Annotated in this window: 23 protein-coding genes and 1 tRNA gene; 10 read left to right on the top strand and 14 right to left on the bottom strand. The window is 42.2% G+C overall.

Annotated elements, in window-relative coordinates; genetic code table 11:
• Positions 1-3 precede the first annotated feature (3 nt).
• Entirely contained in the window at positions 4-1,011 is a 1,008-nt protein-coding gene (galE, locus tag BM043_RS16520) for a UDP-glucose 4-epimerase GalE (protein ID WP_092793674.1), read from the top strand.
• Positions 1,012-1,076: 65 nt separating this feature from the next.
• On the opposite strand, the gene ggt is transcribed toward galE, so the two are convergent.
• The 3 genes from ggt to BM043_RS16505 form a co-directional block, all read right to left on the bottom strand.
• Positions 1,077-2,771, bottom strand: a complete 1,695-nt coding sequence (ggt, locus tag BM043_RS16515) for a gamma-glutamyltransferase (protein WP_092793769.1) — start codon at positions 2,769-2,771, stop codon at positions 1,077-1,079.
• A 262-nt stretch (positions 2,772-3,033) separates the two neighbouring features.
• Entirely contained in the window at positions 3,034-3,291 is a 258-nt protein-coding gene (locus tag BM043_RS16510) for a GIY-YIG nuclease family protein (protein ID WP_092793672.1), read from the bottom strand.
• Positions 3,292-3,344: 53 nt separating this feature from the next.
• A tRNA-Asp gene (locus tag BM043_RS16505) sits at positions 3,345-3,418 on the bottom strand.
• Positions 3,419-3,801: 383 nt separating this feature from the next.
• Here BM043_RS16505 and BM043_RS16500 point away from each other — a divergent pair.
• The 4 genes from BM043_RS16500 (at position 3,802) to BM043_RS16485 (ending at position 7,044) form a co-directional block, all read left to right on the top strand.
• Complete coding sequence (locus BM043_RS16500) at positions 3,802-4,749, top strand: acetyl-CoA carboxylase carboxyltransferase subunit alpha (protein WP_092793670.1); 948 nt, start codon at positions 3,802-3,804, stop codon at positions 4,747-4,749.
• Positions 4,750-4,854: 105 nt separating this feature from the next.
• On the top strand, positions 4,855-5,694 hold the full coding sequence (locus BM043_RS16495) for an MBL fold metallo-hydrolase (RefSeq protein ID WP_092793667.1): 840 nt from the start codon (positions 4,855-4,857) through the stop codon (positions 5,692-5,694).
• Positions 5,684-6,487: a patatin-like phospholipase family protein gene (locus tag BM043_RS16490; protein WP_092793665.1), complete on the top strand. Its 804-nt coding sequence runs from the start codon at positions 5,684-5,686 to the stop codon at positions 6,485-6,487. Before BM043_RS16495 ends, BM043_RS16490 begins: the two co-directional genes overlap by 11 nt.
• Positions 6,484-7,044 carry a 1-acyl-sn-glycerol-3-phosphate acyltransferase gene (locus BM043_RS16485; RefSeq protein ID WP_092793663.1) on the top strand — a complete coding sequence of 187 codons (561 nt, stop codon included), beginning with the start codon at positions 6,484-6,486 and terminating at the stop codon, positions 7,042-7,044. The genes BM043_RS16490 and BM043_RS16485 overlap by 4 nt, the downstream gene beginning before the upstream one ends.
• An 81-nt stretch (positions 7,045-7,125) precedes the next feature.
• Here BM043_RS16485 and msrB read toward each other — a convergent pair whose 3' ends face one another.
• The 7 genes from msrB to BM043_RS16450 form a co-directional block, all read right to left on the bottom strand.
• Positions 7,126-7,542, bottom strand: a complete 417-nt coding sequence (gene msrB / locus BM043_RS16480; RefSeq protein ID WP_092793661.1) for a peptide-methionine (R)-S-oxide reductase MsrB — start codon at positions 7,540-7,542, stop codon at positions 7,126-7,128.
• A gap of 31 nt (positions 7,543-7,573) precedes the next feature.
• Positions 7,574-9,967 (bottom strand): penicillin acylase family protein, encoded by a 2,394-nt coding sequence (locus BM043_RS16475; protein ID WP_092793658.1) that lies wholly within the window; start codon positions 9,965-9,967, stop codon positions 7,574-7,576.
• A gap of 73 nt (positions 9,968-10,040) precedes the next feature.
• Positions 10,041-10,346 carry a magnesium citrate secondary transporter gene (locus tag BM043_RS16470; protein WP_245753064.1) on the bottom strand — a complete coding sequence of 102 codons (306 nt, stop codon included), beginning with the start codon at positions 10,344-10,346 and terminating at the stop codon, positions 10,041-10,043.
• 62 nt (positions 10,347-10,408) lie between these two features.
• On the bottom strand, positions 10,409-10,693 hold the full coding sequence (locus BM043_RS16465) for a hypothetical protein (protein ID WP_092793654.1): 285 nt from the start codon (positions 10,691-10,693) through the stop codon (positions 10,409-10,411).
• Positions 10,694-10,699: 6 nt separating this feature from the next.
• Positions 10,700-11,887 carry an aspartate aminotransferase family protein gene (locus BM043_RS16460; protein WP_092793652.1) on the bottom strand — a complete coding sequence of 396 codons (1,188 nt, stop codon included), beginning with the start codon at positions 11,885-11,887 and terminating at the stop codon, positions 10,700-10,702.
• A gap of 14 nt (positions 11,888-11,901) precedes the next feature.
• Positions 11,902-12,798: a class I SAM-dependent methyltransferase gene (locus BM043_RS16455; RefSeq protein WP_092793650.1), complete on the bottom strand. Its 897-nt coding sequence runs from the start codon at positions 12,796-12,798 to the stop codon at positions 11,902-11,904.
• 38 nt (positions 12,799-12,836) lie between these two features.
• A complete protein-coding gene (locus BM043_RS16450; protein WP_092793648.1) occupies positions 12,837-13,649 on the bottom strand; it encodes an SDR family NAD(P)-dependent oxidoreductase in 813 nt (270 codons plus the stop codon).
• A gap of 164 nt (positions 13,650-13,813) precedes the next feature.
• Between BM043_RS16450 and BM043_RS16445 the strand changes: the two genes are divergently transcribed.
• The 3 genes from BM043_RS16445 to BM043_RS16435 are packed head-to-tail and all read left to right on the top strand — an operon-like array spanning position 13,814 to position 15,957.
• Positions 13,814-14,635: a lyso-glycine lipid O-acyltransferase GlsA gene (locus BM043_RS16445; RefSeq protein ID WP_092793646.1), complete on the top strand. Its 822-nt coding sequence runs from the start codon at positions 13,814-13,816 to the stop codon at positions 14,633-14,635.
• A gap of 1 nt (position 14,636) precedes the next feature.
• The gene (locus BM043_RS16440; protein WP_092793767.1) at positions 14,637-15,593 is read left to right on the top strand and encodes a glycine N(alpha)-acyltransferase GlsB; all 957 of its coding nucleotides are present in this window, start codon (positions 14,637-14,639) and stop codon (positions 15,591-15,593) included.
• Positions 15,586-15,957 carry a CoA-binding protein gene (locus tag BM043_RS16435; RefSeq protein ID WP_092793644.1) on the top strand — a complete coding sequence of 124 codons (372 nt, stop codon included), beginning with the start codon at positions 15,586-15,588 and terminating at the stop codon, positions 15,955-15,957. The genes BM043_RS16440 and BM043_RS16435 overlap by 8 nt, the downstream gene beginning before the upstream one ends.
• On the opposite strand, the gene BM043_RS16430 is transcribed toward BM043_RS16435, so the two are convergent.
• The 3 genes from BM043_RS16430 to BM043_RS16420 are packed head-to-tail and all read right to left on the bottom strand — an operon-like array spanning position 15,932 to position 18,754.
• A complete protein-coding gene (locus tag BM043_RS16430; protein ID WP_092793642.1) occupies positions 15,932-16,828 on the bottom strand; it encodes a Brp/Blh family beta-carotene 15,15'-dioxygenase in 897 nt (298 codons plus the stop codon). The two genes, BM043_RS16435 and BM043_RS16430, sit on opposite strands and share 26 nt — an antisense overlap.
• Positions 16,815-17,954, bottom strand: coding sequence for a lycopene cyclase family protein (locus tag BM043_RS16425; RefSeq protein WP_092793640.1), 1,140 nt, complete (start codon positions 17,952-17,954; stop codon positions 16,815-16,817). The genes BM043_RS16430 and BM043_RS16425 overlap by 14 nt, the downstream gene beginning before the upstream one ends.
• A gap of 44 nt (positions 17,955-17,998) precedes the next feature.
• Positions 17,999-18,754, bottom strand: a complete 756-nt coding sequence (locus tag BM043_RS16420) for a bacteriorhodopsin-like (protein ID WP_092793638.1) — start codon at positions 18,752-18,754, stop codon at positions 17,999-18,001.
• 345 nt (positions 18,755-19,099) lie between these two features.
• On the opposite strand from BM043_RS16420, the gene gyrB reads away from it, so the two are divergent.
• Together gyrB and ppk1 are read left to right on the top strand one after the other, a co-directional pair.
• Entirely contained in the window at positions 19,100-21,058 is a 1,959-nt protein-coding gene (gene gyrB / locus BM043_RS16415) for a DNA topoisomerase (ATP-hydrolyzing) subunit B (protein WP_092793636.1), read from the top strand.
• Positions 21,059-21,153: 95 nt separating this feature from the next.
• The gene (gene ppk1, locus BM043_RS16410) at positions 21,154-23,277 is read left to right on the top strand and encodes a polyphosphate kinase 1 (RefSeq protein ID WP_092793634.1); all 2,124 of its coding nucleotides are present in this window, start codon (positions 21,154-21,156) and stop codon (positions 23,275-23,277) included.
• A gap of 35 nt (positions 23,278-23,312) precedes the next feature.
• On the opposite strand, the gene BM043_RS16405 is transcribed toward ppk1, so the two are convergent.
• Positions 23,313-23,525 (bottom strand): hypothetical protein, encoded by a 213-nt coding sequence (locus tag BM043_RS16405; RefSeq protein WP_092793632.1) that lies wholly within the window; start codon positions 23,523-23,525, stop codon positions 23,313-23,315.
• Positions 23,526-23,544 lie beyond the last annotated feature (19 nt).

Below are 23,544 nucleotides of genomic sequence, written 5' to 3'. Positions count from 1 at the left end.
TCGATGAAAAAAATATTAATTACCGGAGGAGCTGGATATATCGGTTCCCATACCGCAGTAGAATTAGTAAATGCTGGTTTTGAGCCCATTGTCTTGGATGATCTTTCTAATTCGGAAGCGAAAGTGCTTGATCGATTGGAAGAAATCGTGGGTAAAAAAATTCCCTTTTATCAGGGAGATTGTAATGACGCAACGGTTTTGGATCGAATTGGAAATGATCATCAACTTAGCGGAGTGATTCATTTTGCGGCTTTTAAAGCTGTGGGCGAAAGCACTCAATTGCCCCTAAAATACTATCGAAATAATATTGGGTCTCTTTTGGTTTTGTTGGAATTTATGCAAAGAAAAGAAATCAAGGACCTTGTTTTTTCTTCCTCCTGCACAGTTTATGGTCAACCTGACGAGCTTCCCGTCACGGAGTCTACCCCTCGAAAAGAAGCAGAAAGTCCCTACGGAAACACCAAAAAGGTCTGTGAGGATATTTTGGTGGATTTTGTGAAAAGTAAACCGAATATGCGGGTGATTTCCCTAAGATATTTTAATCCGGTAGGAGCACATCCAAGTGGTAAAATCGGTGAATTACCCATTGGTACACCAAACAACCTGGTGCCTTTTGTGACACAGACTGCAGCTGGAATTCGGGAAAAACTTACAGTTTTTGGAGATGATTACGATACGGCTGATGGATCCTGTGTTAGGGATTTTATCCATGTGATGGATTTGGCAGATGCCCATGTCAAGGCCTTGAGTTTTCTCGAAAATCAGGAAACGAACTATTACGATGTTTTCAATGTCGGCACGGGAAATGGAAATACGGTTTTGGAAATTATTGAGACCTTTCAAAAAGTGAATCATGTAAGCCTCAATTATCAAATTGGGCCAAGACGGCCCGGTGATGTGGTTAAAATCTGGGCAGATACTAAAAAAATCAATCAGGTTTTAGGTTGGTTTCCTAAATATACCTTAGAAGATTCGATGCGGGATAGCTGGAACTGGCAGAAAAATTTGTAAAAGCGGTGATATAACCCAAATTGAAAAGCCCCAACAAATTTCGCTGCTTGTTGGGGCTTTTCATTTTAATATCCAGCTGCCTGACCGTCTTTTCGAGATTCAGAAGCTCCGTAATATACTTTCTGAACTGGATCAAATTTGATCGCCTGATAGCCGCCATAAGGTCCCACGCTAAACTCCACGCGATGTCCCTTTTCTTTTAAGCTGCGGATGACCTCCCAAGAAAATCCACTTTCCAAATTTAAAGATCCTCCAGAGGTCATTCTAGATCCAATAGGCTGGGAAGAGCCGACATGCCGCATCCTTGGCGCATCTCCGGCTTCCTGTAGATTCATCCCAAAATCAATCATATTGATGATGATTTGGGTATGTCCCTGAGGCTGTACGGCCCCACCCATCAAGCCAAAGCTCATGTAGGGTTCTCCATCTTTGGTGACAAAAGCTGGGATAATGGTATGAAAAGGGCGTTTCCCTTTTGCTAATGAGTTCCAATGGTTTTCATCTTGGACATTAAACATCTGACCTCGGTTTTGAAGAACAAAACCCAATCCATCAGGAACCATGGCCGAACCAAATTCATCATAAATACTTTGGATCAAAGAAACCATATTGCCCTCTGAATCGGCCACGGTGAGGTAAGTTGTGTTGCCTTTTTCGATATCTCCCGCTGGATATTCCCGAGCAGCTGTATTCATATCGATCAGTTTTCTGCGTTCATCCGCATACTCCTTGGAGATTAAATAATCGACCGGGATTTCGTTGAATTCCGGATCCGCATAAAACTTTGCGCGATCCTCATAGGCTAGTTTTTTTGCCTCGGTAAGCAGGTGGAGATATTCTGCACTTCCAAATCCCATGGATTTCAAATCGTACCCTTCCAGGATATTCAGCATTTGCAAAGCTGCAATTCCTTGTCCATTGGGTGGAAGCTCCCATACATCATATCCTCGGTAATTGGTGCTCACAGGATCGACCCACTCTGAAGTATGACTGGCCAAATCTTCATAGCTGAGGTAGCCTTCATGCTTTTTCATAAACACATCGATAGTCTTGGCGATTTCTCCTTTGTAAAAAGCTTCGCGGCCACCTTTGGCGATCAGATCGTAAGTTTGGGATAAGTTTGGATTTTTAAACACATCCCCTTTTTGCGGAGTCGTTTTTCCATTGGGCATGTAGGTTTCCTTGAAGCCCGGGATATCCTGCATGCGCTCCCAATTGTTATTCATTTGCCAAGCGATCACTTCCGAAACCGGAAATCCTTGATTCCCATAATCGATGGCAGGCTGTAAAATTTCCTGCATGCTGAGCTTTCCGAAACGCTCATGCAGTTCAAACCAACCATCCACGCATCCAGGAACGGAGATGGGAAGTGGACCTAAAAACGGGACATAATTGAGTCCTTTTTCTTTGAAAATGTCCATGGTAAGACTGGCTGGTGCTCTTCCGCTTCCGTTTAATCCGTAAAGCTTTTTGGTTTTGGCGTCCCAAACTATCGCAAAGACATCTCCGCCTATCCCGCAGGCATGTGGCTCTACCAAACCCAACATTGCATTGGCTGCAATTGCCGCATCCATGGCAGAACCTCCTTTTTTTAGAATATCCAAAGCGACTTGAGTAGCCAAAGGCTGGCTGGTGGCGGCCATTCCATTCTGGGCAAGAATCTCAGAACGGGTGGTAAATTCTTTTCCAGTGAGTCGATCTTGCGCCTCTGTGAAAAGAGGAATTAAACCGAAGAGCAGTAATAAGTATAGGTATTTCATAAGGATTGATCTTTTGTCGAAAATAAGGGTAATCAAGTAAAAATAAACTGAAAAAATGCTAAGAGGTAAATTTGCTCGACGAAAATAAAATTGAGCGCTTTGCCGAAATTTCGAAAGAAATAATAACAAAAAAGCCCCGAAAATCGGGGCTTTGATGCGGAATAGCTTGTCCCGAGAATCGGGAGACAGCCCGTCCCGAGAATCGGGAGGACTCTGCCGATATTTCGGTGCCGCGACCTTCCCGAGAATCGGGACAGGCATTCTAACCAGCTGATTGATTTTGGATAAGGTTCCACAAGAAAGCTCTACTTTTCTGCGCCTTCAGGAATTTTTCTCTGATGAGTGCGTCCTTTTTGGAAGGAAATTTTTCAGCGTAAAGTAATTTCCAGGGCTGTTTTCTTGCTGTGAATCCTTTGTGGGGTCGGTTATGCTTCTCTAGTCTGGATATGGGATCTTTCGAACTACCGACATAAAGCGTTCCGTCCAATTCGGATTGTATGATGTAGACAAAATATTCCATAGACACCAAGAAGGATTAAAAACAAAAAAGCCCCGAAAATCGGGGCTTTGATGCGGAATGGACGGGACTCGAACCCGCGACCTCCTGCGTGACAGGCAGGCATTCTAACCAGCTGAACTACCACTCCTTTTATTTTTGAACGTCGAACCCCGACTAGCGACCTTCCCGAGAATCGGGACAGGCATTCTAACCAGCTGAACTACCACTCCTTTTATTTTTGAACGTCGAACCCCGACTAGCGACCTTCCCGAGAATCGGGGCAGGCATTCTAACCAGGTGAACTACCACTCTGAAATGTTTTCTTGTTGCGCTCCTCGTTTGAAGTGATGCAAAGGTAGGTATTTCGGGTTTTTCTGCAATAGGTACTCTGATTATTTTTTTTCAAGCCAATCTATCTTATTCTATTTCAGTGAAATAAATTTCAAAAAAATCAATCCGTTTTGGTTTTCCACCAAAGGGTTTGCGACTGGAGGATATTCCTTATCTTTGTTCCTTTCAAAATTCACCAAAATGGTATTAGAATTCGAGAAACCCATAGCTGACTTAGAGCAAAAGCTTCAGGAGATGAAGGATCTGGCAAAAGGTCGAAACATCGATTTAAGTTCAGACATAGAATCCCTGGAAGATAAAATCCTTGCTTTGAAAAAAGAAACATTTGAGAATCTGACTCGCTGGCAGCGTGTACAGCTTTCTAGGCATGCTGACCGGCCTTATGCTTTGGATTACATTTATGAGATCACCAATGATTTTGTAGAGATTCATGGCGACCGAACTGTCAAAGATGACAAGGCAATGATCGGAGGACTAGGAGATATTGATGGTCGTACCGTCATGTTTATCGGGCAGCAGAAAGGTAGGAATACCAAGCAGCGGCAAGAGCGGAATTTTGGTATGGCTAATCCCGAGGGCTATCGGAAGGCACTTCGTTTGATGAAAATGGCCGAGAAGTTTGGGAAGCCAATCGTGACTTTGATTGATACTCCTGGAGCATTTCCGGGTTTGGAAGCCGAAGAAAGAGGTCAAGGCGAAGCTATCGCAAGAAACCTCAAAGAAATGTTTATGCTAAAAGTCCCTGTCATCTGTATCATTATCGGAGAAGGGGCTTCTGGGGGAGCATTGGGAATCGCAATCGGTGACAAGGTATTTATGCTCGAAAATACCTGGTATTCTGTGATTTCTCCAGAATCTTGTTCTTCGATCTTGTGGAGATCATGGGATTATAAAGAACAAGCTGCAGAAGCACTTAAGCTTACCGCCAAGGATATGAAAGGAAATGGATTGATCGATGATATCATTCCTGAGCCTCTTGGTGGTGCTCATAAAGATCTCAAAGGAATGGCAAAAACGATTAAAGAAGCTATCGCCGAATCCTTGAAAGAATTGGACAAAATCAAGCCCGAAAAGCGAATTGATCAGCGAATTGATAAATTCTGCAGAATGGGTGTGGTGGTAGAATAAATTATAATTGAAAATCGATGTGATGATTTTCTTCAACCTAAAGAATCAAAAGCAATCTTTCTTCAGATAAGGTTGCTTTTGGTTTTTTAAATCGAAAAGCCCAAAATGGAATTATATACTGTCAATACCGGATTTTTCAAATTGGATGGAGGAGCTATGTTTGGAGTGGTCCCAAAAGTACTTTGGTCAAGAACCAATCCTGCCGACGAAAACAACCTCTGCACCTGGGCGATGCGCTGCATGCTCGCGGTGGATGGAGATCGGGTGATTCTCATAGACAATGGAATAGGGGATAAGCAGGATGCCAAATTTTTCTCCCATTACTATTTACATGGAGAGGATTCACTCAAAGGTTCCTTAAAAAAATTGGGAGTGGGACTCCATCAAATCACAGATAATTTTCTGACCCATCTTCATTTTGACCATTGTGGGGGAGGAGTAAGCTATGGATCTCACGGGCAATATGAAATGACTTTTCCTCGGGCTACCTATTGGTCAAATTCAGCTCACTGGGAATGGGCTACGGTACCCAATCCTCGTGAAAAAGCTTCTTTTTTGAGAGATAATATTCTTCCCATGCAGGAATTGGGCCAACTAAACTTTGTTGACTTGCAGTCAAAAACCTTGTTTCCCGGGTTTGATTTTATTACAGTTGATGGACATACGGATAAGCAGATGCTTCCAAAAATTCAATACAAAGGTAAAACGATAGTTTTTGTTGCAGATCTTTTGCCTTCGGTAGGTCACATTCCAATTCCTTATGTGATGGGCTATGATACGAGGCCATTGCTGACGATGGACGAAAAGGCGAGATTTTTGGAAAAAGCTGCTCGTGAAAATTATATCTTATTTTTTGAGCATGATCCGGTAAATGAATGTTGTACATTGAAAATGACTGAAAAGGGAGTCCGTGTAGATCAAACTTTCCGACTGGATGAAATCTAAATTGAAAATTGGTGTGGCCTTATCGGGTGGAGGCGTGAGAGGAATTTCACATTTAGGGGTGCTCCAAGCACTAAACGAAATGGGAATTTTCCCAACTAAAATTAGCGGGACTTCGGCTGGTGCGATTGCCGGTGCGATGTTTTGTGCGGGTTACGAGCCCAAAGAGGTATTAAAAATTATTGTCGAAACCAACTATTTCAAATTTCTCCGTCCGGCGATTTCCCTTACCGGAATATTAAAAATGAGCAGTATCGAAGGCCTATTTCGGACCTACCTTTCACATAATGATTTTGCGCAGCTAAAAACCCCACTCGCTGTGGCAGCTACTGATATCAATAAGGGAAAAGTGATTTATTTTTCTGAAGGGGAACTCATTCAGCCAATCATGGCGTCGAGTTGTATTCCAGGGATGTTTGAACCCATCAAAATTGGCAATAAATTTTTGGTAGACGGAGGAGTGCTCAACAATCTTCCAGTGGAGCCCTTGGACGGAACCTGCGATTATGTCATCGGAGTCAATTGTAATCAACTACCTGAGGAAAGCAACATTAGAAACATGAAGGGTCTAATCGAGCGAGCAGTGATTATGTCGATGAACTATAACGTGTACAGTCGAAAAGCCAAATGTGATTATTTCATTGAAGCTCCTGGATTAGGGAAATATGGGGTTTTTGACATCAAAAAAGCGGCGGAACTTTTCCAAGCTGGATATCAAGAAACCATGCGATTTGCAGAAGAAAATCCTTCCATTGCTGAGTTAACCAATTCACCCAAACCCCAACCTTCGCTATGATGAAGTTTCTCTCCCGAATTGTATTTTGGCTGAGTGGCTGGTCCCTGAATGCCAATTGGCCAAAGGGACTCAAGAAAGCCGTTCTGATCGCTGTTCCACATACTTCCAATTGGGATTTGCTTTACGCCAGAGCAGCTTTTTTTCTGATGGATATTCCTGTCAAATTTACGATCAAAAAGGAAGTCATGGTAGGGCCATTAGGCTGGCTGATTCGGGGATTGGGTGGAATAGCCATCGACAGAAAACGAATCCCTGGAGGCAGAAAACAAACTTACACCGAAGCGATGACTTCCATGCTCAGGGAATCTGAAGAATTGGTGATTATGGTGACTCCCGAGGGAACCCGTGATGCGGTCAAAAAGTGGAAGTCCGGATTTTATCATATTGCCCTAGGAGCAAATGTCCCTGTAGTAATCGGATATTTAGATTACAAGAAAAAGGAAGCTGGAATCGGTCCATGCATCTATCCCAACGGGAAAATGGAGGAGCAAATAGAGGAAATGAAGGATTTTGGCCGGACAGTGACTCCGAAGTATCCGGAAAAGGGAATTATTTAAAAAAGAGAAGCTGTCTCAAACCAGACTATGGTCACTTCCTCTGATTAAAAAATGACGTTTGAGACAGCCTTTTCTTCGATGCTATTCGTTTTTAAAATTCATACTGACCGAATTGATGCAATAGCGGATGCCTCCTTGATCTTTAGGCCCGTCCGGGAATCGGTGTCCCAGATGAGAGCCGCATTGCCCACACAGGATTTCTTCCCTGACCATAAAATGGCTGTAGTCCATGTGGACTTCGATTGCATCTTTTGAAACCGGCTCGGTAAAACTTGGCCAGCCACAGCCACTATCGTATTTTTTGGAGGAATGAAAAATCTCGTTTCCACAGACTTTGCATTCGTAGATTCCGGTATCCTTGTTGAGGTAATATTGCCCAGTAAATGGACGCTCTGTTCCTTTTTCTCTCAATACATGATAAGATTGTGGATCCAGCTTATTTTTTAATTCCTCTTCTGAAAATTGCTTTGGAAATACTTTTGAGCTTTTCTTTTTCATATCCTTTTAACCCAAAATCCGAGCAGAGAGTTTATTCGGGATTAAGGATCAGTGGATTTTCCGAGTTTTCGAGGATGTCTTTTCTATCCATGTATTGCCAGCGGTATTTTCCTTTTGCAAAAAGCTCCTCCTGATCCTTGTAGTAGGGACTAAACCGGTTTCCACTTTGGCCAGTTGGCAAAACGGAATAGGATCGCTCTACATCGGCAAAATCAATTAATATCCGCATGGCCGGGCCACTTCTCACCCGGTATATCCCATCTCCGTTGAGAGTAAATGCCAATTTATTGATGGACTCTTCACTAGCTGGAATGGCTTGGGTTCGGACATTGAAAATCTTGTTCAGTGGTTTTTTGGAGCCGAGGGGATGAGGGTGTTCTGCGATAATGGCTTTTTCCCATCGCCAGGTATTCACATTCTCCCCAAATTGCTCTTTCAACTCCTGAAGGGTGATTTCGAGACTTTTGGAAAAAATCTCTTCTTGAGTTTCTTTTTCGGTAGTTTCGATATTATCCCACCAGGGATTTTGTTCATTTTGGATAAAATGCGGGGTAGATCGAATCATCATAAACGTGGTTAAATAAGCTTCAAAAGCTTCCTCGCCCAGTTCATCTACCATGCTTAATCGATGAAGGTGATAAAGCCACTTATAATAAACAGTCGGGGTAACTTCCTCCAACTGATGATCGCCGCTCCAGTCCTCTAGGTATGGAAAGATCGAACTGAATTCCAGAAAATCATCTCGATTGATTTTAGTCAGCATATACTTCATATTTTCAGGATGACAGTCATTGACGGTTTCGAGTTGAACTGATTTGAGCTCTTCGATGGTCCAGTCATTTTTGCTCTCCAAGGCTTGCGAAATTCTCTTCCAACGCTCTCCAGGATAGTAATACCCCGGAAATAAAACTCCATTGCTCAAGGTGTCGGGTTGATTGTTTGCAGAGATGACGTAGCCTGACTCAGGATTGATGCTCATTGGATTTTCGGTAAAAGGATACCAAGCTGTAGGCATGGTTTCTGGATCCGAACCGTCGGCAAAAACTTTGGGATGAACCTTCTCCGATCGGACAGGAAGCTTTGCGGCCGCCCACCAAGCAATATTACCCAATGAATCCCCATACATGATATTCAAGCCCGGCGCATGAATCAGTTCGGCGGCATTGGCCACTTCCTGCATATTTTGAGCGTGATTCATTCGATATAGAGCCTCTAGTGCACGATTGGGTTCATTCAAATAAACCCACCAAGAAGCCACGGGATTGGATGTGAGTTCGGCAATTTCAGGAACCACATCATTTAAGATGGGGCCATGAATACTTTTTTTGATTTCTAATTTTACGGGCTCTTGACCTTTGATGGGAATGAGTTGCTCGGTCATCTGAAAGCTCCGATAGCTTTCTCCAAACTTGTATTGATTCGGATCACTGGGATTTACTTCCAATTCAAAAAAATCATGATCGTCGTTTTCAAACATGGTCAACCCAATACTGTGGTGAAGACTGTGTCCTACCAAGGCAAAAGGTACGCCCGCTAGGTGATTTCCATAAAAATCAAATCCGGGATAACTCAAATGAGCTTCATACCAAACCGAAGGGGAGGAAAAGCCGATATGGGTATCGTTGGCAAAAAGGACTTTCCCACTTTTGCTTTTGTTTCCAGAGACCACCCAGGAATTTGATCCTTCCAGTTGAGGAACGGGAAGTTTTTCCAGTAATGAAATCAAAGAGGATTCGGACTTTGGAGATGGATTTATTAGGGAATCGGGATAATGATTCGGAATAAAATGATGCTCTGGGAGCATATCAACCGATAAGGCATCAAGGTATTTATTGCCCAATTTTCGATGCATTAAGGTGACCAGTGGATCTACTTTTAAAGCAACTGCAAACGTGAATGACATGTATCCGGTGATGGCATGAATGTCATTAATGGTGAATTCTCGGGGCTTTTCACCCAATAGACGGTATTCGACAGGTAGGTTTCCTTCCTTGATAAACTCATTGACTCCGTCGATGTAGGCCTTTGTCGGATTTGTCCAGGAATTGGTTGATTGGGAATCCCATTGATCGGTTGTCGCTTCTGCATAGGCTGGAATTCCCAGCGTCCTAAAAAACTGATCGATACTGAGCAGATCTTCTCCCAAAAGCTCAGCCAAAGTTCCTGTGCCAACCCGTCGCATCATTTCCATCTGAAAAAGACGATCCTGTGCATGCAGGTAGCCAAGTGCTCGATAGGTATCTGACTCGTTTTGCCCATAAATATGCGGCACACCATGCTCATCAAAGTAAACCTCAACCGCAGATGTCAATCCAGGAACTTTGATTTTTCCCTCGTATTGAGGCGTGTGTACGCTGATTATAAGTAAAATGCCCAAAGCTAAGAGCAAAAAAAGTAAACCCAGAGCGATTCCGATTTTTTTCATTATGTTAGAATTTTTGAAAAGATACTGGCTTCTCGAGAATTCTAAAATAAAAGGGCACCAATTAGTTTGAATTTCAAGCTGAAGTGAATTTCTTTTGATTTATGAAAAGGGAAAAGTAAACGGTGCCTAGTCCATAGCATAAAATATCCCAGGGATCACGGATATACTGATTTGATTGGGTGGGTAAAAACCATTCGAAGACGATGGAAACATAAATCCAGGCTACGAGCAAGGGTGTCTTTCTGAAAATAAATGTGTTTTTAGCCGGATGAATCCAGCGAAAAATTTGAAGTGTTATTCCCAAAATCACCGGCATGGCTAGCAAATCGTCCAAATAGGCATGGATAAATGGGGTATATATTCCGAATACTTTTTCCAAAAATTGATTGATAATAAAAAGGAAGACCGGAATGAAGAAATATGGATTTTGGATTACCGACATCAACCTGGCAATGCGGCAATGAGCCAAAGAATAAAAGATATAATCGCCATAAAAATCGTATAAAAGAAATTGCCGATTTTCTTCAATGAAGCGACGAAGGAGGAGTCTGTTTCCTTAATGGCAAAAAGCCAATCCTCTTTGTTTTTAAGTTGTTCTTGTTCTCTTCGTTCTTGATTTTCGAGGTCTTTACCGCCTAAGGGTTGACCGCAGTGTTCGCAGCGATCAGTCAGATTCATATTCCAACTAGACCATTTTCCACAATGTGGGCATTTTTTCTGTCCCATGGTTCCTTAGTTTTTGGTGTCTTCGATAGCTTGAATAATGATCGAAGTAGCCTCCTCTATTTCATCCTCAGTGATCGTCAAAGGCGGAGCAATTCGCATCGCATCATCGCAAAATAAAAACCAATCGGTAATCACCCCCAATTCGATTGCCCGGTCAATAATCGGTTTTAAAACCTCAAAGGATTCAAATTCCACGGCCATCATCAAGCCTTTATTTCGGATCGACTTGATTTTGGGATGTACCAGTTTTTTCTTGATCAGTTCAGCTTTTTGATCTACTTTTCCAATCAGAGACTCTTCTTTTAGGATTTCTATTGTCGTCAAACTTGCCGCGGAACTTACCGGATGACCACCAAAAGTGGTGATATGTCCCAGCAGGGGATTGTTTTTGAATACACTCATCATTTCCTTACTGGAAATAAAAGCTCCGATGGGCATTCCTCCGCCCATTCCTTTGGCACAAACCAATATATCTGGCGTAATCCCAAAATGCTCAAAAGCCCAGAATTTTCCCGTTCGGCCAAATCCGGCCTGGATTTCATCCAAAATCAACAAAGCCCCAACCTCATCACAGCGCTTCCGCAGAGCTTGAAAATAATCGGTACAAGCGACTCGGATTCCAGCTTCTCCTTGGATGGTTTCTACCACTACTGCTGCGGTTTGGGAATTGATTCGCCTTAAATCGGCAAATCCTCCATAAACTATATTCGAAACCCCAGGGACTAAAGGCCGGTAGGCTCGCTTGAAAACCTCGTTTCCGCCAATACTCAATGCTCCATGCGAACTCCCGTGATAGGCATTGATACAGGAAATCACTTCTGGTCTTCCCGTGAATCGCTTAGCCAGTTTTAGCGCCCCTTCGATCGCTTCAGACCCGCTATTGACCAAGTAGACATTGTCCAATGGAGCGGGAAGTGTGTCCACCAAGGCTTTTGCTAGTTTGGCTTGTGGGCTTTGCACGTATTCGCCATAGACCATCAGGTGTAAGTAATGATCGAGTTGATTTTGAATGGCAGTCAAAATTTTGGGATGTCGGTGACCTACATTGCTAACGCCGATCCCTGAAATCAAATCAATGTACTTTTCCCCATTTGGACCGAAAAGACGAACTCCTTCTGCCTTTTCGATTTCGATCATCAAAGGAAAGTCGGTGGTTTGTGCGAGATGGGAAAGGAATAATTGTCGGTTATTCATGAATTGAATATTGTTCAAAAGCTTGAAAATCGAAAGAAAACACCCAAGGGGAGCTTCTTCTCAAATCGATCTTGAAGATAAAGTTCGCCATGCTCTGGATTGGGAACCTCCCCAAAAGTGGACCGGATTAAATTCACCGCAATCATAGAGGAAAAACTAAGCGAATACATATTGAGCAAAAGGAAACGATCTTTTGGGTCAAGGATCTCTGCACAGGTTTTTAGCATTTCATTGATTTGTTCTTCGAGCACCCATTTTTCGCCATCCGGGCCACGTCCATAAGCAGGAGGATCGAGGATGATTCCTTGATATAGATTTCCCCTGCGAGCCTCCCGTTTGATAAATTTCATTGCATCGTCTACGATCCAACGGATATTATCCAATCCTGAAGACTCCATGTTGTGCCGGGACCAAGTTACTACCTGCTTGACCGAATCCAAGTGCGTAACCTCTGCACCTGCGGCTCTGGCAGCCACAGAAGCGGCACCGGTATAGGCAAATAAATTGAGCACTTTTGGGTTTTTGACGGGGGTTCTTTTTAGCGTTTGGTAAATGTAATCCCAATTGACTGCCTGCTCTGGAAAGAGTCCGATGTGTTTGAAAGAGGTCTGTGCCAAATTGAGCTTGAGTGATAATCCTTCCTCATTTTTATAAGAAATGGCCCAATTGTGGGGCATTTTTTTAAGTTGCTCCCAGTTTCCTTTTTCAGGATTGTTTTTCTCTTTAGCAAAGTGGGCATGGGCGAGATTTTTCCATTCCGAATCCTCCAGACTTTTATCCCAGATCGCCTGAGGTTCGGGTCTGCTCAGAATAAATTCCCCAAAGCGTTCTAATTTTTCAAATCCACCGGTATCGATCAGTTCGTAATCTTCCCAATCTCCGGGACTAAGGGACAAAATAGTTTCGTTCATTTCTTGGCAATGTTTCCATTGCAAAAGTAGTCAATTTATCAGAGACCTAATTTTTTCAAGGCTTCTTCGCTTTGATTCCAGAGTTTGGAGGATAGTGATTTGGATCGGGCTAGTTGGGAAGGTTTTTTGACTTTTTTTCTCACATAATACGCACCTGATTCTAGGTTTTTAGTTGGATTTTTGGCCAAGTGAATGGTAGTTTCTGCCCCTTTTCTTGGAGAAATAAAGAAGAGTTGGGTAGCGCGAATGATTGCTTTGCTAATGGGATCGGTTTCTGCTCCAAAGGCCGTCTTCACCGCACCGGGATGAAGAGCATAAGTGTGATAGCCTTGCTCGCTGAGGTATTTAGCTGTCAGGATATTAAAGAGCTTTACCGCACCGTATGCTGTAATTGTGCTGGAGTAGTTTTCCAAGAGTAGATCATTCAGGTCCAATCCCGGTATCCGATGTGCTTCAGAACTCACATAAATTACTTTTGATTTTCCTCGGGAAAGGCAAGGTAAAAGCTGCTTGGTCAAGGCAAATGGCCCGAGATGATTGACTGCAAAGGTCATATCAAAACCCTCGGAAGTTTTCTTTCCACCCGGAAACATGCCGCCTGCATTGTTGATTAAAATGTCAATGCTGGGGTGGTTGGATTTGATTTCTTGGGCGATTTTATGAGTCTGCTGAATGGAGCTAAGGTCCATTTCATAGATTTTCAAACGATCCTGATCGGGTAATTCTCTAAAAAGGTCTTCTGCTTTTCTGATGTTTCTCAGTGGTAGAATCCACTGATCGGCTTGATCGTAGAGGGATTTGAGTGTTTCCCATCCAATTCCCGAGGTGCTGCCTGTGAGTAGTATTGTCATATTGGTTTTATTTACAAGACTAAAAAAGTACTCACTTGGTTTTCAGCATGCTGGAATATGTGTCAAAGACATAATCCAAATAAATGCTGAGAATTTGTAGTTTTGGGCTTAGATTAATCCATAATTCAAGAAGAATTCACCCTAATATTCTCTTTGATTGATTCATGTCAAAAAAATTTGTTGATATAGAAAAAGCGATCGAGTCCAAGAATCCCACATTACTGAAGTGGCTTCCCGGATTTGTGATTTCTTATATCAAAAAAATCACCCATGAAGATTGGCTTAATCAGATCATGGCAAAAATTGGCCATTTGAAAGGGTTGGAGTTTGTCAATGCGGCCATTGAGGAGTTTGGACTGGAAGTGGAATTGACCGGCGGAGAACATATCCCAAAAGAAGGTGGGGTAATTATCGCTTCGAATCATCCTTTAGGCGGATTGGACGGGATTGCACTGATGTATGCTGTTGGCAGGATTAGGCCGGATATTCGGTTTTTGGTCAATGATCTATTGATGGCTTTCGAAAACTTTCAGCCGATTTTTGTTCCCGTCAATAAGCATGGAAAAAATTCATCCAAAGCGCTGGATAGCATTGAGGAGGTATTTGCTGGAGATTTTGCAGTGATGATTTTCCCCGCGGGACTGGTTTCCAGAAAATCTGAGCGTGGAATCAAGGATTTGGTCTGGAAAAAAAGCTTTATCGCAAAGGCTAAGAAGTATCAAAAAGATATTTTACCTTGTTTTGTAGAAGGACAAAATTCCAAATTCTTTTATAATCTTGCTAGTTGGCGAAAGAAACTTGGGGTGAAAGCCAATATTGAAATGTTTTTTCTTGTAGACGAGATGTACCGCCAAACAGGCAGCAAAGTGACCATTCACATAGGTCAGCCGATTGTTCCGCAGCAGCTGGATTCAAGCAAATCCGATATTGAATGGGCGGCATTTGTCAAGGAAAAAGTGTATGAATTAGAAATTAAAAATGAATAAGTTGGAAGAAATCATTCCGGCAGTTGACCGACAGTTGCTGAAGTCTGAATTGACAGGAGAGCGTTTTCTTCGATATACCAATAACGGAAACAATTTGGTGTTTTTGGTAAATCATCATAATGCTCCAAATACAGTGTTGGAAATCGGAAGGCTAAGAGAGTTGACTTTTCGAACTGCCGGAGGGGGAACTGGCCTTGCCTTAGATTTAGATGAAAATGATACAGGGGAAGTCTGTTATGATCAGTTAATCACCTGGAATCCTGAAGATGAAGAAATTGTCGCTGGATATCGGCTTATCCATTGTCGGAAAGCCATGAAAATAGATGGAGGAATTAATTTGTCCACCACTCATTTGTTTGATTTTTCTGAGGAGTTTATAAAAAATTATATCCCCTATACCATTGAATTGGGTCGGTCTTTTGTCCAACCCAAATACCAACCCGGAATCGACAATCGGAAAGGTATTTTCAGCTTGGATAATCTTTGGGATGGTCTCGGAGCCGTAGTCCTGCTCAATCCTGATGTCAAATATCTTTTTGGTAAAGTGACCATGTATCCGCATTATCATCGAGAGGCTAGAGACCTTTTGTTGGTATTTATGAATTATTATTTTCCGGATAAAAAAGGTCTCGTTACTCCTAAAAAGGAACTTGAGCTGGATTTTGAAACAGAAGTGGGCAGGAGGCCGAATCCTTTCGAAAACCTGGAATATAAGGACGGATATAAATTACTGAATAGCAGGATCAGGGGTTATGGGGAAAATATTCCACCCCTGATCAATACCTACATGAATCTTTCTCCTACAATGATGACTTTTGGGACTTCATTGAATGATGAATTTGGAGCCGTAGAGGAGACGGGGATTTTGATTACGCTGGAAGATATCTACGAAACCAAAAAACATCGGCATATGGATAGCTTTGAGCGAGATAGAAAATATGGAAGTAGAGATGTCTGATAAGAAAACTTTGATCGTAGGAGCTACTACCAATCCAAGCAGATATGCCCACTATGCAGCGTCTATGTTTGCTGAGCGGGAGATGGATTTTGTTCCTATCGGGATTAAAAAGGGAAAAGTCTTTGGCCGGGAGATTTTGGATCTGAAAACCAAACCTGAATTAAGCGATATCCATACGATCACGCTTTATATCGGACCCCAGCATCAGGAGGAATGGATGGATTATTTGCTTTCGCTAAATCCAAAACGAATTATTTTCAATCCGGGAACAGAAAATCCTGAATTTTTTAATAAGGCGAAAGAAAAAGGAGTGTACGTGGTCCCTGCCTGTACCTTGGTTATGTTGAGTACGGGTCAGTTTTAGCCGACTTTTTGAAGAAACTATCCATGTAAATGACATGAGGAAATGAAATCAGAGATATCAAGACGAAAAATAAGAGCGTCAATTCTCCCATTTCCAGCGTATTGATTCCCAGGAATAAGATAAGTGCGATCCCAACTATACTAATCAAACTAAACGGAAGAAGTTGGGTGATAAATTTTTTTGTTCCTCGAAATTGGGGGAATCTAGATAAGTAATCGTATTCGGTAATCATGCTTGGGAGAGAATGCCAAAATCCGAAATACACGGCAAAACTGATAAATAAAGGGCTGAAATACAGTAGAAAAGGCAAGACCAATAAATCTAATAGATCGCTCCGGCTGAAAGAAATTTTGGAAGTAAACTGCACCAATATGGTCAATCCCAAAAAAGAAAGCATTACGTAAAATTGATAAGGTTCTAGAAAAGCTATAGATAAGATCGGGGAGAGAATCTGTAAGGTGGTATCAAAGCTCCCGAATAGAATCACACTTAAAAGGAAAAACCCACGACTGACGAAAAGCAGCGGTTCTTTCCAACCTAAATTTATGGATCGATTGAGGTAGTGCGTTTGGCCAAAATGATAAGCAGAAAATGCCAAAAATAGCAGAACGGCTAATTTGGGAGCACTAAACCAAAGCCCCAAGTAAAGAATAATTAAACCCAGATAGACGATCAGAAATTTCACGAATGATTTTCTTGTCTGTCGAGGCTGGGAAGTAAGATGATCAATGGCACCATGAGGAATTCCTATGGTTAGTAAAATCACCCCAAAAACACCCAGTTGGGCCAATACATTGGTAGATCCACTCAGGATAAATCCCAGACAAATTAGAATACCAAGTATTTTGAAATAGGACTCAACGCTTTTCATAGGAAATCAAGCTTTTGATGAAAATCGCAAATCGGAGACGGGACAAAATGCTCAGTTCCTCCCAGATGGAAGTCTCTTCATTTAAAAAGCGAAAAAGCTGATCCATGGGAGTTTTTTTGAATAAATCATTAAATAAATTGGACAATTCATTAGGCCATTTGTGGGCGATATTTAGAAGAATATTATCGTAAAACTTGAATCGTTTGGATGATTTATAGGTGGAGATTGATTTTCCCTGAACCAATTCAGTGGCGATTCTCTGGGTCTCCAACTGGATTTTGTGAAAGGTATAACCAGTTGAGGCTTTTGTCCAGCCCGCACGGGTTCCGATAGGATGAATGGTTTTACTTGATGAAAATTCTCTCGATTTGGTGGTCATGGGAATCATACCGCTTTCTTGAAAAGAAATGGAGAATTCAGAATCAGGAAATTTTTGTTCAAGATACTCCTGAATTTTCCTTTCGAGAGATTTTTTTGAAATGAGGTTTGTTGAATATGTGGTGTATTCGATTAAGGCTGATTTATCGGAAAAAGGCAAGATATAGAAGAATTCAAAATCAGCTGATATTTCTTGACTCCATTCCATCAGTGTCATTGCTTTGCTGTCGAAAAGCGAATCCTCAGTTTTGACTACCCAGCCTGCAAAAAGTTGCTTGAGCATCCCAGGTGAATGATAATCTTGGTCGGTAATCCGTGAATCGAAAATAGTTTTCCCGTTGAAAGTGACATCTCCACTACAATGCACAATCCCGTGAGAGTGATTATCCTCAAGGCTAATTACCTTGGAAGCTAAGGTGTCAATGTTCGAATTGCTTTTAATTTTTTTCCAGATAGCGTCATAAAAATCGGTAGACTCCAAATGGAAATATTTAAGCTTAGAAAAGGAGTATTGATGTTGTTGTTTTGGAGATGAAAGTTTTAAACTTTCCCAAAACCGGATGGCATTGCTAGGATGAATTTTTAAGGGAGATTCCGCCCAATAACACCAAGTTTTGGAAGGAACTTGATTGATTTCTGGATCAATAAGCAGGATTTTGGAGTCTTTAAGGGGGCTTTCTAAGAGGTAATAAACCAGGCTTAGACTTGCACAACCAGCTCCTGCAAATATGAAATCATATTCCTTCATAGTGAAAATAGGGATCGCCTTTCGACGACCCCTTTTTGTGGTTGTTAAGCTGTTGCAGTTTTAACTTTATTCTTTGCAGATTCTGAAATAGCCACAGAATAGATGACCAATCCGAATCCAATTTTGTTAATGGCATCAGCCAAGTTGTAAAATAAATCGATGGAACTTACCTCGAAGGCACCAGATAGTAAGTTGCCTGGAAGCACCATGTACCCGATTGGGTAAATAGACCATCCCAATGTGATGAAGATTTTCAACAAGAACATAGCTCTACCAAGTGCAGGGCTGTCAGATTCTTTAGCCAGTTTGGCTACGTCACCAGCAAACACTTCATATACGATGTACAAGTATCCTACAGTGGATAATACTCCCCAGAAGATATTGCTATCGATACCGGAAGTCTCCCCAATGTAACCTGTTACCAGCATCAATAGTGAAGCAATGATCAACTTGAAAAGAGTAGATCCTTTTGCACCAAATGGCTTGGTCAAAAGATAAAACTCCACACACATCAAAGGTACTGTCAGTGTCCAATCCACGTATCTGAAAGCCGTAGGACTAGTGCCAGTCTGCAAATAAAAATCCCGCATGTAGTAATAATGTACTGCGGCAATACCCGTGATGAGCCCGGATACAAGAAGTGAAGTTTTCCACTTTCCGTCAACAGATCCTCTTTCTACAAAAAAGAATACTGCTGAAGCAAACATAGCCATATACCCAATGAAAAAGGTAATGGCGACCGGATCCGAATTAATGATTCTGTCCAAACCAACTAATTCAGCTAATAAGGTGAGGTTCATGTGTTTTAAAGGTTAGGTGTTAATTGTATGATTTCCCACATTAAAGATTATCAGAATAAAATTTGTTTAAAGATGAAATCAAAAAAATAAACAAAAGAGTATATATTGCTTAAAAAGAGGTATATAAATTGATTTTTTGTCGATGAAAAAAATATCAAAAGTTCCGTAAGTTGGTAAAAGGAGAAATAAAATTTTGATTAAATATAATTCGGCGAACCTGAAATTTGATGTAATTATGGCTCTTTTATTCTCGTATGAGTCACTTTTTTTAATTAACTTGCCAAATCATTAAAAAATAAAAAATCACCGTTTTAGCCCAATTTGAAGGGCTTTTTTCCAAAAAATATGAGCGAAGAAAAAGCGAAAAATCCAGCAGAGTACGGAGCTGGGAATATCCAAGTTCTCGAAGGTCTGGAAGCTGTCAGAAAACGTCCAGCAATGTATATCGGAGATGTGGGGGTCAAAGGTCTTCACCATTTGATTTGGGAGGTTGTAGATAACTCCATCGATGAAGCTTTAGCCGGACACTGTGATACCATCCATGTGATTGTTCATGAGGATAATTCGGTCACCGTTGAGGATAATGGCCGGGGAATTCCCACCGACATGCATGAAAAAGAAAAGCGATCAGCTCTTGAGGTGGTGCTTACTGTTCTTCACGCAGGTGGTAAATTCGACAAAGATACCTACAAGGTTTCCGGTGGTCTACACGGTGTGGGGGTTTCTTGTGTGAATGCCTTGTCCTCGGATCTCAAAGCGACTGTTTACCGAAATGGGGTAGTCACCGAGCAGGAGTTCAAAATCGGAGTGCCGCAATATCCTGCCCGCCAAGTAGGTACCACAGATAAGCGGGGTACTGTGATCCATTTCAAGCCTGATTCGAGCATTTTTGCCATTACGGAGTATAAATACGAAACGATTGCTAACCGTCTTCGGGAAATGGCATTTTTGAATGCCGGGATCCGGATATTCTTAAAAGATCTTCGTGAGATAGAAGATGACGGTAATCCAAAATCCGATGAGTTTTTCTCAGAAGGAGGATTAGTGGAGTTTGTCCAATACTTGGACGAAACCCGCGAAAAGATCATAGCGGAACCAATTTACATCGAAGCACTGGATCAGGAAGTGCCGGTACAGGTAGCGATGAATTACAATAATTCCTACACCGAAAACGTAGTGTCTTATGTAAATACCATCAACACCTACGAAGGTGGATCCCATGTGACGGGATTTAGAAGAGCCCTGACACGGACACTGAAATCCTACGCAGATAAATCTGGAATGCTGGACAAACTCAAAATTGAGGTGTCAGGTGATGACTTTAGAGAAGGATTGACAGCGGTGATTTCGGTCAAAGTAGCCGAACCGCAATTTGAAGGACAAACCAAAACCAAGCTCGGCAACTCGGATGTCGTAGGCGCAGTGGATTCGGCTGTTTCGGAGACTTTACAATCATGGCTTGAAGAGCATCCCAAGGAGGCCAAAATCATCGTAGGCAAAGTAATACTTGCCGCTCAGGCTCGCCATGCGGCTAGAAAAGCCCGTGAAATGGTACAGCGAAAAAGTGTCTTAGGTGGTGGCGGACTTCCAGGAAAGCTCGCAGATTGTGCTAATAGTGACCCTACGGTTTGTGAGCTTTACTTGGTGGAAGGGGACTCCGCAGGAGGCTCTGCAAAGCAAGGTCGTGATCGGGATTTTCAAGCGATTTTACCTTTGAAAGGAAAAATCTTAAACGTAGAAAAAGCCCATGAGCATAAAATCTACGATAATGACGAAATCAAAAACATCCTAACCGCATTGGGGGTTAAATTTGGAACTGCCAATGATGACAAGGAACTGGATCTTTCTGGTTTGAGGTATCATAAAGTCATCATCATGACGGATGCTGATATTGATGGATCGCATATTCGTACGCTGATTCTTACCTTATTTTTCCGATATATGCGCAGCCTAATTGAGAATGGGTATGTGTATATCGCGCTTCCTCCTTTGTATTTATTGAAAAAAGGAAAAGACGAGCGCTACTGCTGGACCGAAGAGGAGCGAAAAGCCTTAATCAAGGAAATGGCAAAAGATGGAAAAGAAGAGTCCGTGGGAATTCAGCGCTACAAAGGTCTTGGAGAGATGAATCCAGAGCAATTGTGGACCACTACCATGGACCCTAATATGCGAACGATCAAACAGGTGAATATTGAATCAGCCGCAGAGGCCGATCATCTCTTCAGCATGTTGATGGGAGATGAAGTAGCTCCACGGAGGGATTTTATCGAGAAAAACGCCAAATACGCCAAAATCGATACGTAAAAGTAAATCGGGGCTTTCGGCCCCTTTTTTCACCCTCACCCATGAAGAGCTCGGCAGCTTTTACGTAAAGACTGATTATTTAAAATTTGGGACAAATGAAACTGGAAGTTGGAGACAGATACGATTCGGTAATTCAGAATAGTGACTTAGTTAGTAGAGACTTAAGTTGGCTGAAATTTAATGAACGAGTTCTCGATCAAGCAAAAAAACAACACCGTACCGTATTTGAGAAGTTGAAGTTTTTGGCGATTACCGCCTCCAACTTGGACGAGTTTTTTATGATTCGAGTTGGTTCCCTCTACAATTACCTAGACTACGACAAGGAGCGAATCGATTACTCCGGCTTGCGAGAGGAACCCTTCAAATCCCGCTTGATGAAAGATTGCCAGATTTTTCATCAGGATCAGCATAATCATTTCACACAGCAAGTCCTTCCTCAACTTCACGAAGAGGGTACCTTACTGTGCAATACCTCCAAACTTTCGACAGAGGAGCAGGAGAAAGTTACCCAATATTTTCAGCGGGCAATTTATCCCATGCTGACACCGATGGTTTATGACGGTTATCGGACTTTTCCGATTCTGATGAATAAATTGCTGGTATTTGGCGTGGTGACCACGAGCCCCGGCGAACGGAAGGATATGCGAAAGCTTAGCTTTGTTCAGATCCCGGCTAATATTCCGCGATTTTTCGAAGTAGAGCGAAATGGATCTCTTTTATTGATTCCTATCGAAGAAGTCATCCGTGAAAATATAGTTTCCCTCTTTAGAAATGTAGAAATAGAAGCGGTAAGTCTCTTTAGAATTACCAGAAACGGAGATTTTACGCTCGAGGAAAGTGAAGATATGGATGCGAATTTTCTCGAAGAGGTCAAGCGTAAATTGATGGAGCGTAAAACCGGTCGGGTAGTTCGGATAGAAATCGAGGAGGGATACAGCAAATGGATGCTCAATTCCCTACTGGAGCGATGGAATCTGAAAATGGATTCGGTGTTTTTGGTGAAGCGAAGCAGCATGATCGATTTTACAGGTCTGTGGCAGATCGTCGGAAATAAGAAGTTTAGGGATCGAATGCCTCAGATTCCGGAGCCTGTAAAACCACTCTCTTATCAGGAGGAGGGAAGAGCGGAGATTTTTGAGATTCTGAAAGAAAAGGACATCCTACTTCATCACCCCTACAACAATATTGAGCCGATTCTGGATTTGATCGAAAAAGCCGCCGAGGATCCGGATGTTATGGCCATCAAGATGACCATTTACCGTCTGGCAAAGGAAAGCCGAATCACCAAAGCTTTGCTGAGAGCTGCGGAAAATGGGAAACACGTCTCGGTTCTGTTTGAGGTGAAGGCCCGATTTGATGAGGAAAACAATATCCGTGAAGCCAAAAAACTTCAGAAGGCCGGATGCTTTGTGATCTATGGGATTACTCATTTGAAAACCCATACCAAGCTGCTCTTGATCGTAAAAAAGGACAGCAATGAAATTACGCGTTTTGTGCATTTGGGGTCGGGCAATTACAATGAAGACACCTCGAGGTTGTATACAGATATTGGATTAATGACAACCAATGAAGTCTTGGCCAATGATGTTTCGGAGTTTTTTAATGTGATCACTGGACACAGCATGCCTAGCCAATACAAAAGCTTGATCACTGCTCCGAGAGATATGCGTAACCAACTCATTGAGTTTATCGAGCAGGAGGCCGAAAATGCCCGAAATGGTTTGCCAAGTGGGATTTTCATCAAGGTGAATTCCTTGGAGGATTCTGAAATCATCTATGCACTTTATCGCGCATCTCAGTCTGGTGTGACCATCAAATTGATCATTAGGGGCATTTGTTGCTTGCGTCCCGGTCGTCCCGGTTTGAGCGAAAATATAGAAGTGATTTCTATTGTAGGTGATTTTCTGGAGCATTCTCGGATCTATCATTTCCACAACAATGGTCATACACGAACCTACGCAGGAAGTGCCGATATGATGGTTCGGAGTTTTGACAAGCGACTGGAGTCCTTATTCAAAGTGGAAGCTCCGCTTTTGGAGAAGCAGCTGATGAATATCTTGGCATTTAACCTTCGGGACAATGTAAATGCCTATGTGATGCAGGAAGACGGTTCCTACATTCCCAAATCGCCCAAGGAAGGCGAAGAGGTGTTTAATGTCCATAAAGAGTTTTTTAATTTGGATGCTGAAAAAGTAGCTCAAGTCCAATTGGTAGGATAAAAGAAGGCTGAGCAAGTTTCGCTCAGCCTTTTTTATTACTTTTTTTTCGCTCCCACACCAATCAAAATTGCTCCGGCCACTAGGACGATTCCCCCTGCATAAGCAGGCCACTCAATCCTACGTTCTTTGTCCGCGTTGACCTCGATAGGTCCAGCATCAATTACCTTTTCTTCTGTGGTAAAGCTTATACCGGACATCAAAAGCATGATGATTCCAGCTACAACCAATACAATTCCAAAAATTTTCATAGCATTTGGGGTTAAGTGA

Origin of the sequence: Algoriphagus hitonicola (genome assembly GCF_900113375.1) — a bacterium.
In the GTDB taxonomy this organism is placed as follows: domain Bacteria; phylum Bacteroidota; class Bacteroidia; order Cytophagales; family Cyclobacteriaceae; genus Algoriphagus; species Algoriphagus hitonicola.
This window is presented reverse-complemented; position numbering and strand designations above follow the sequence as displayed.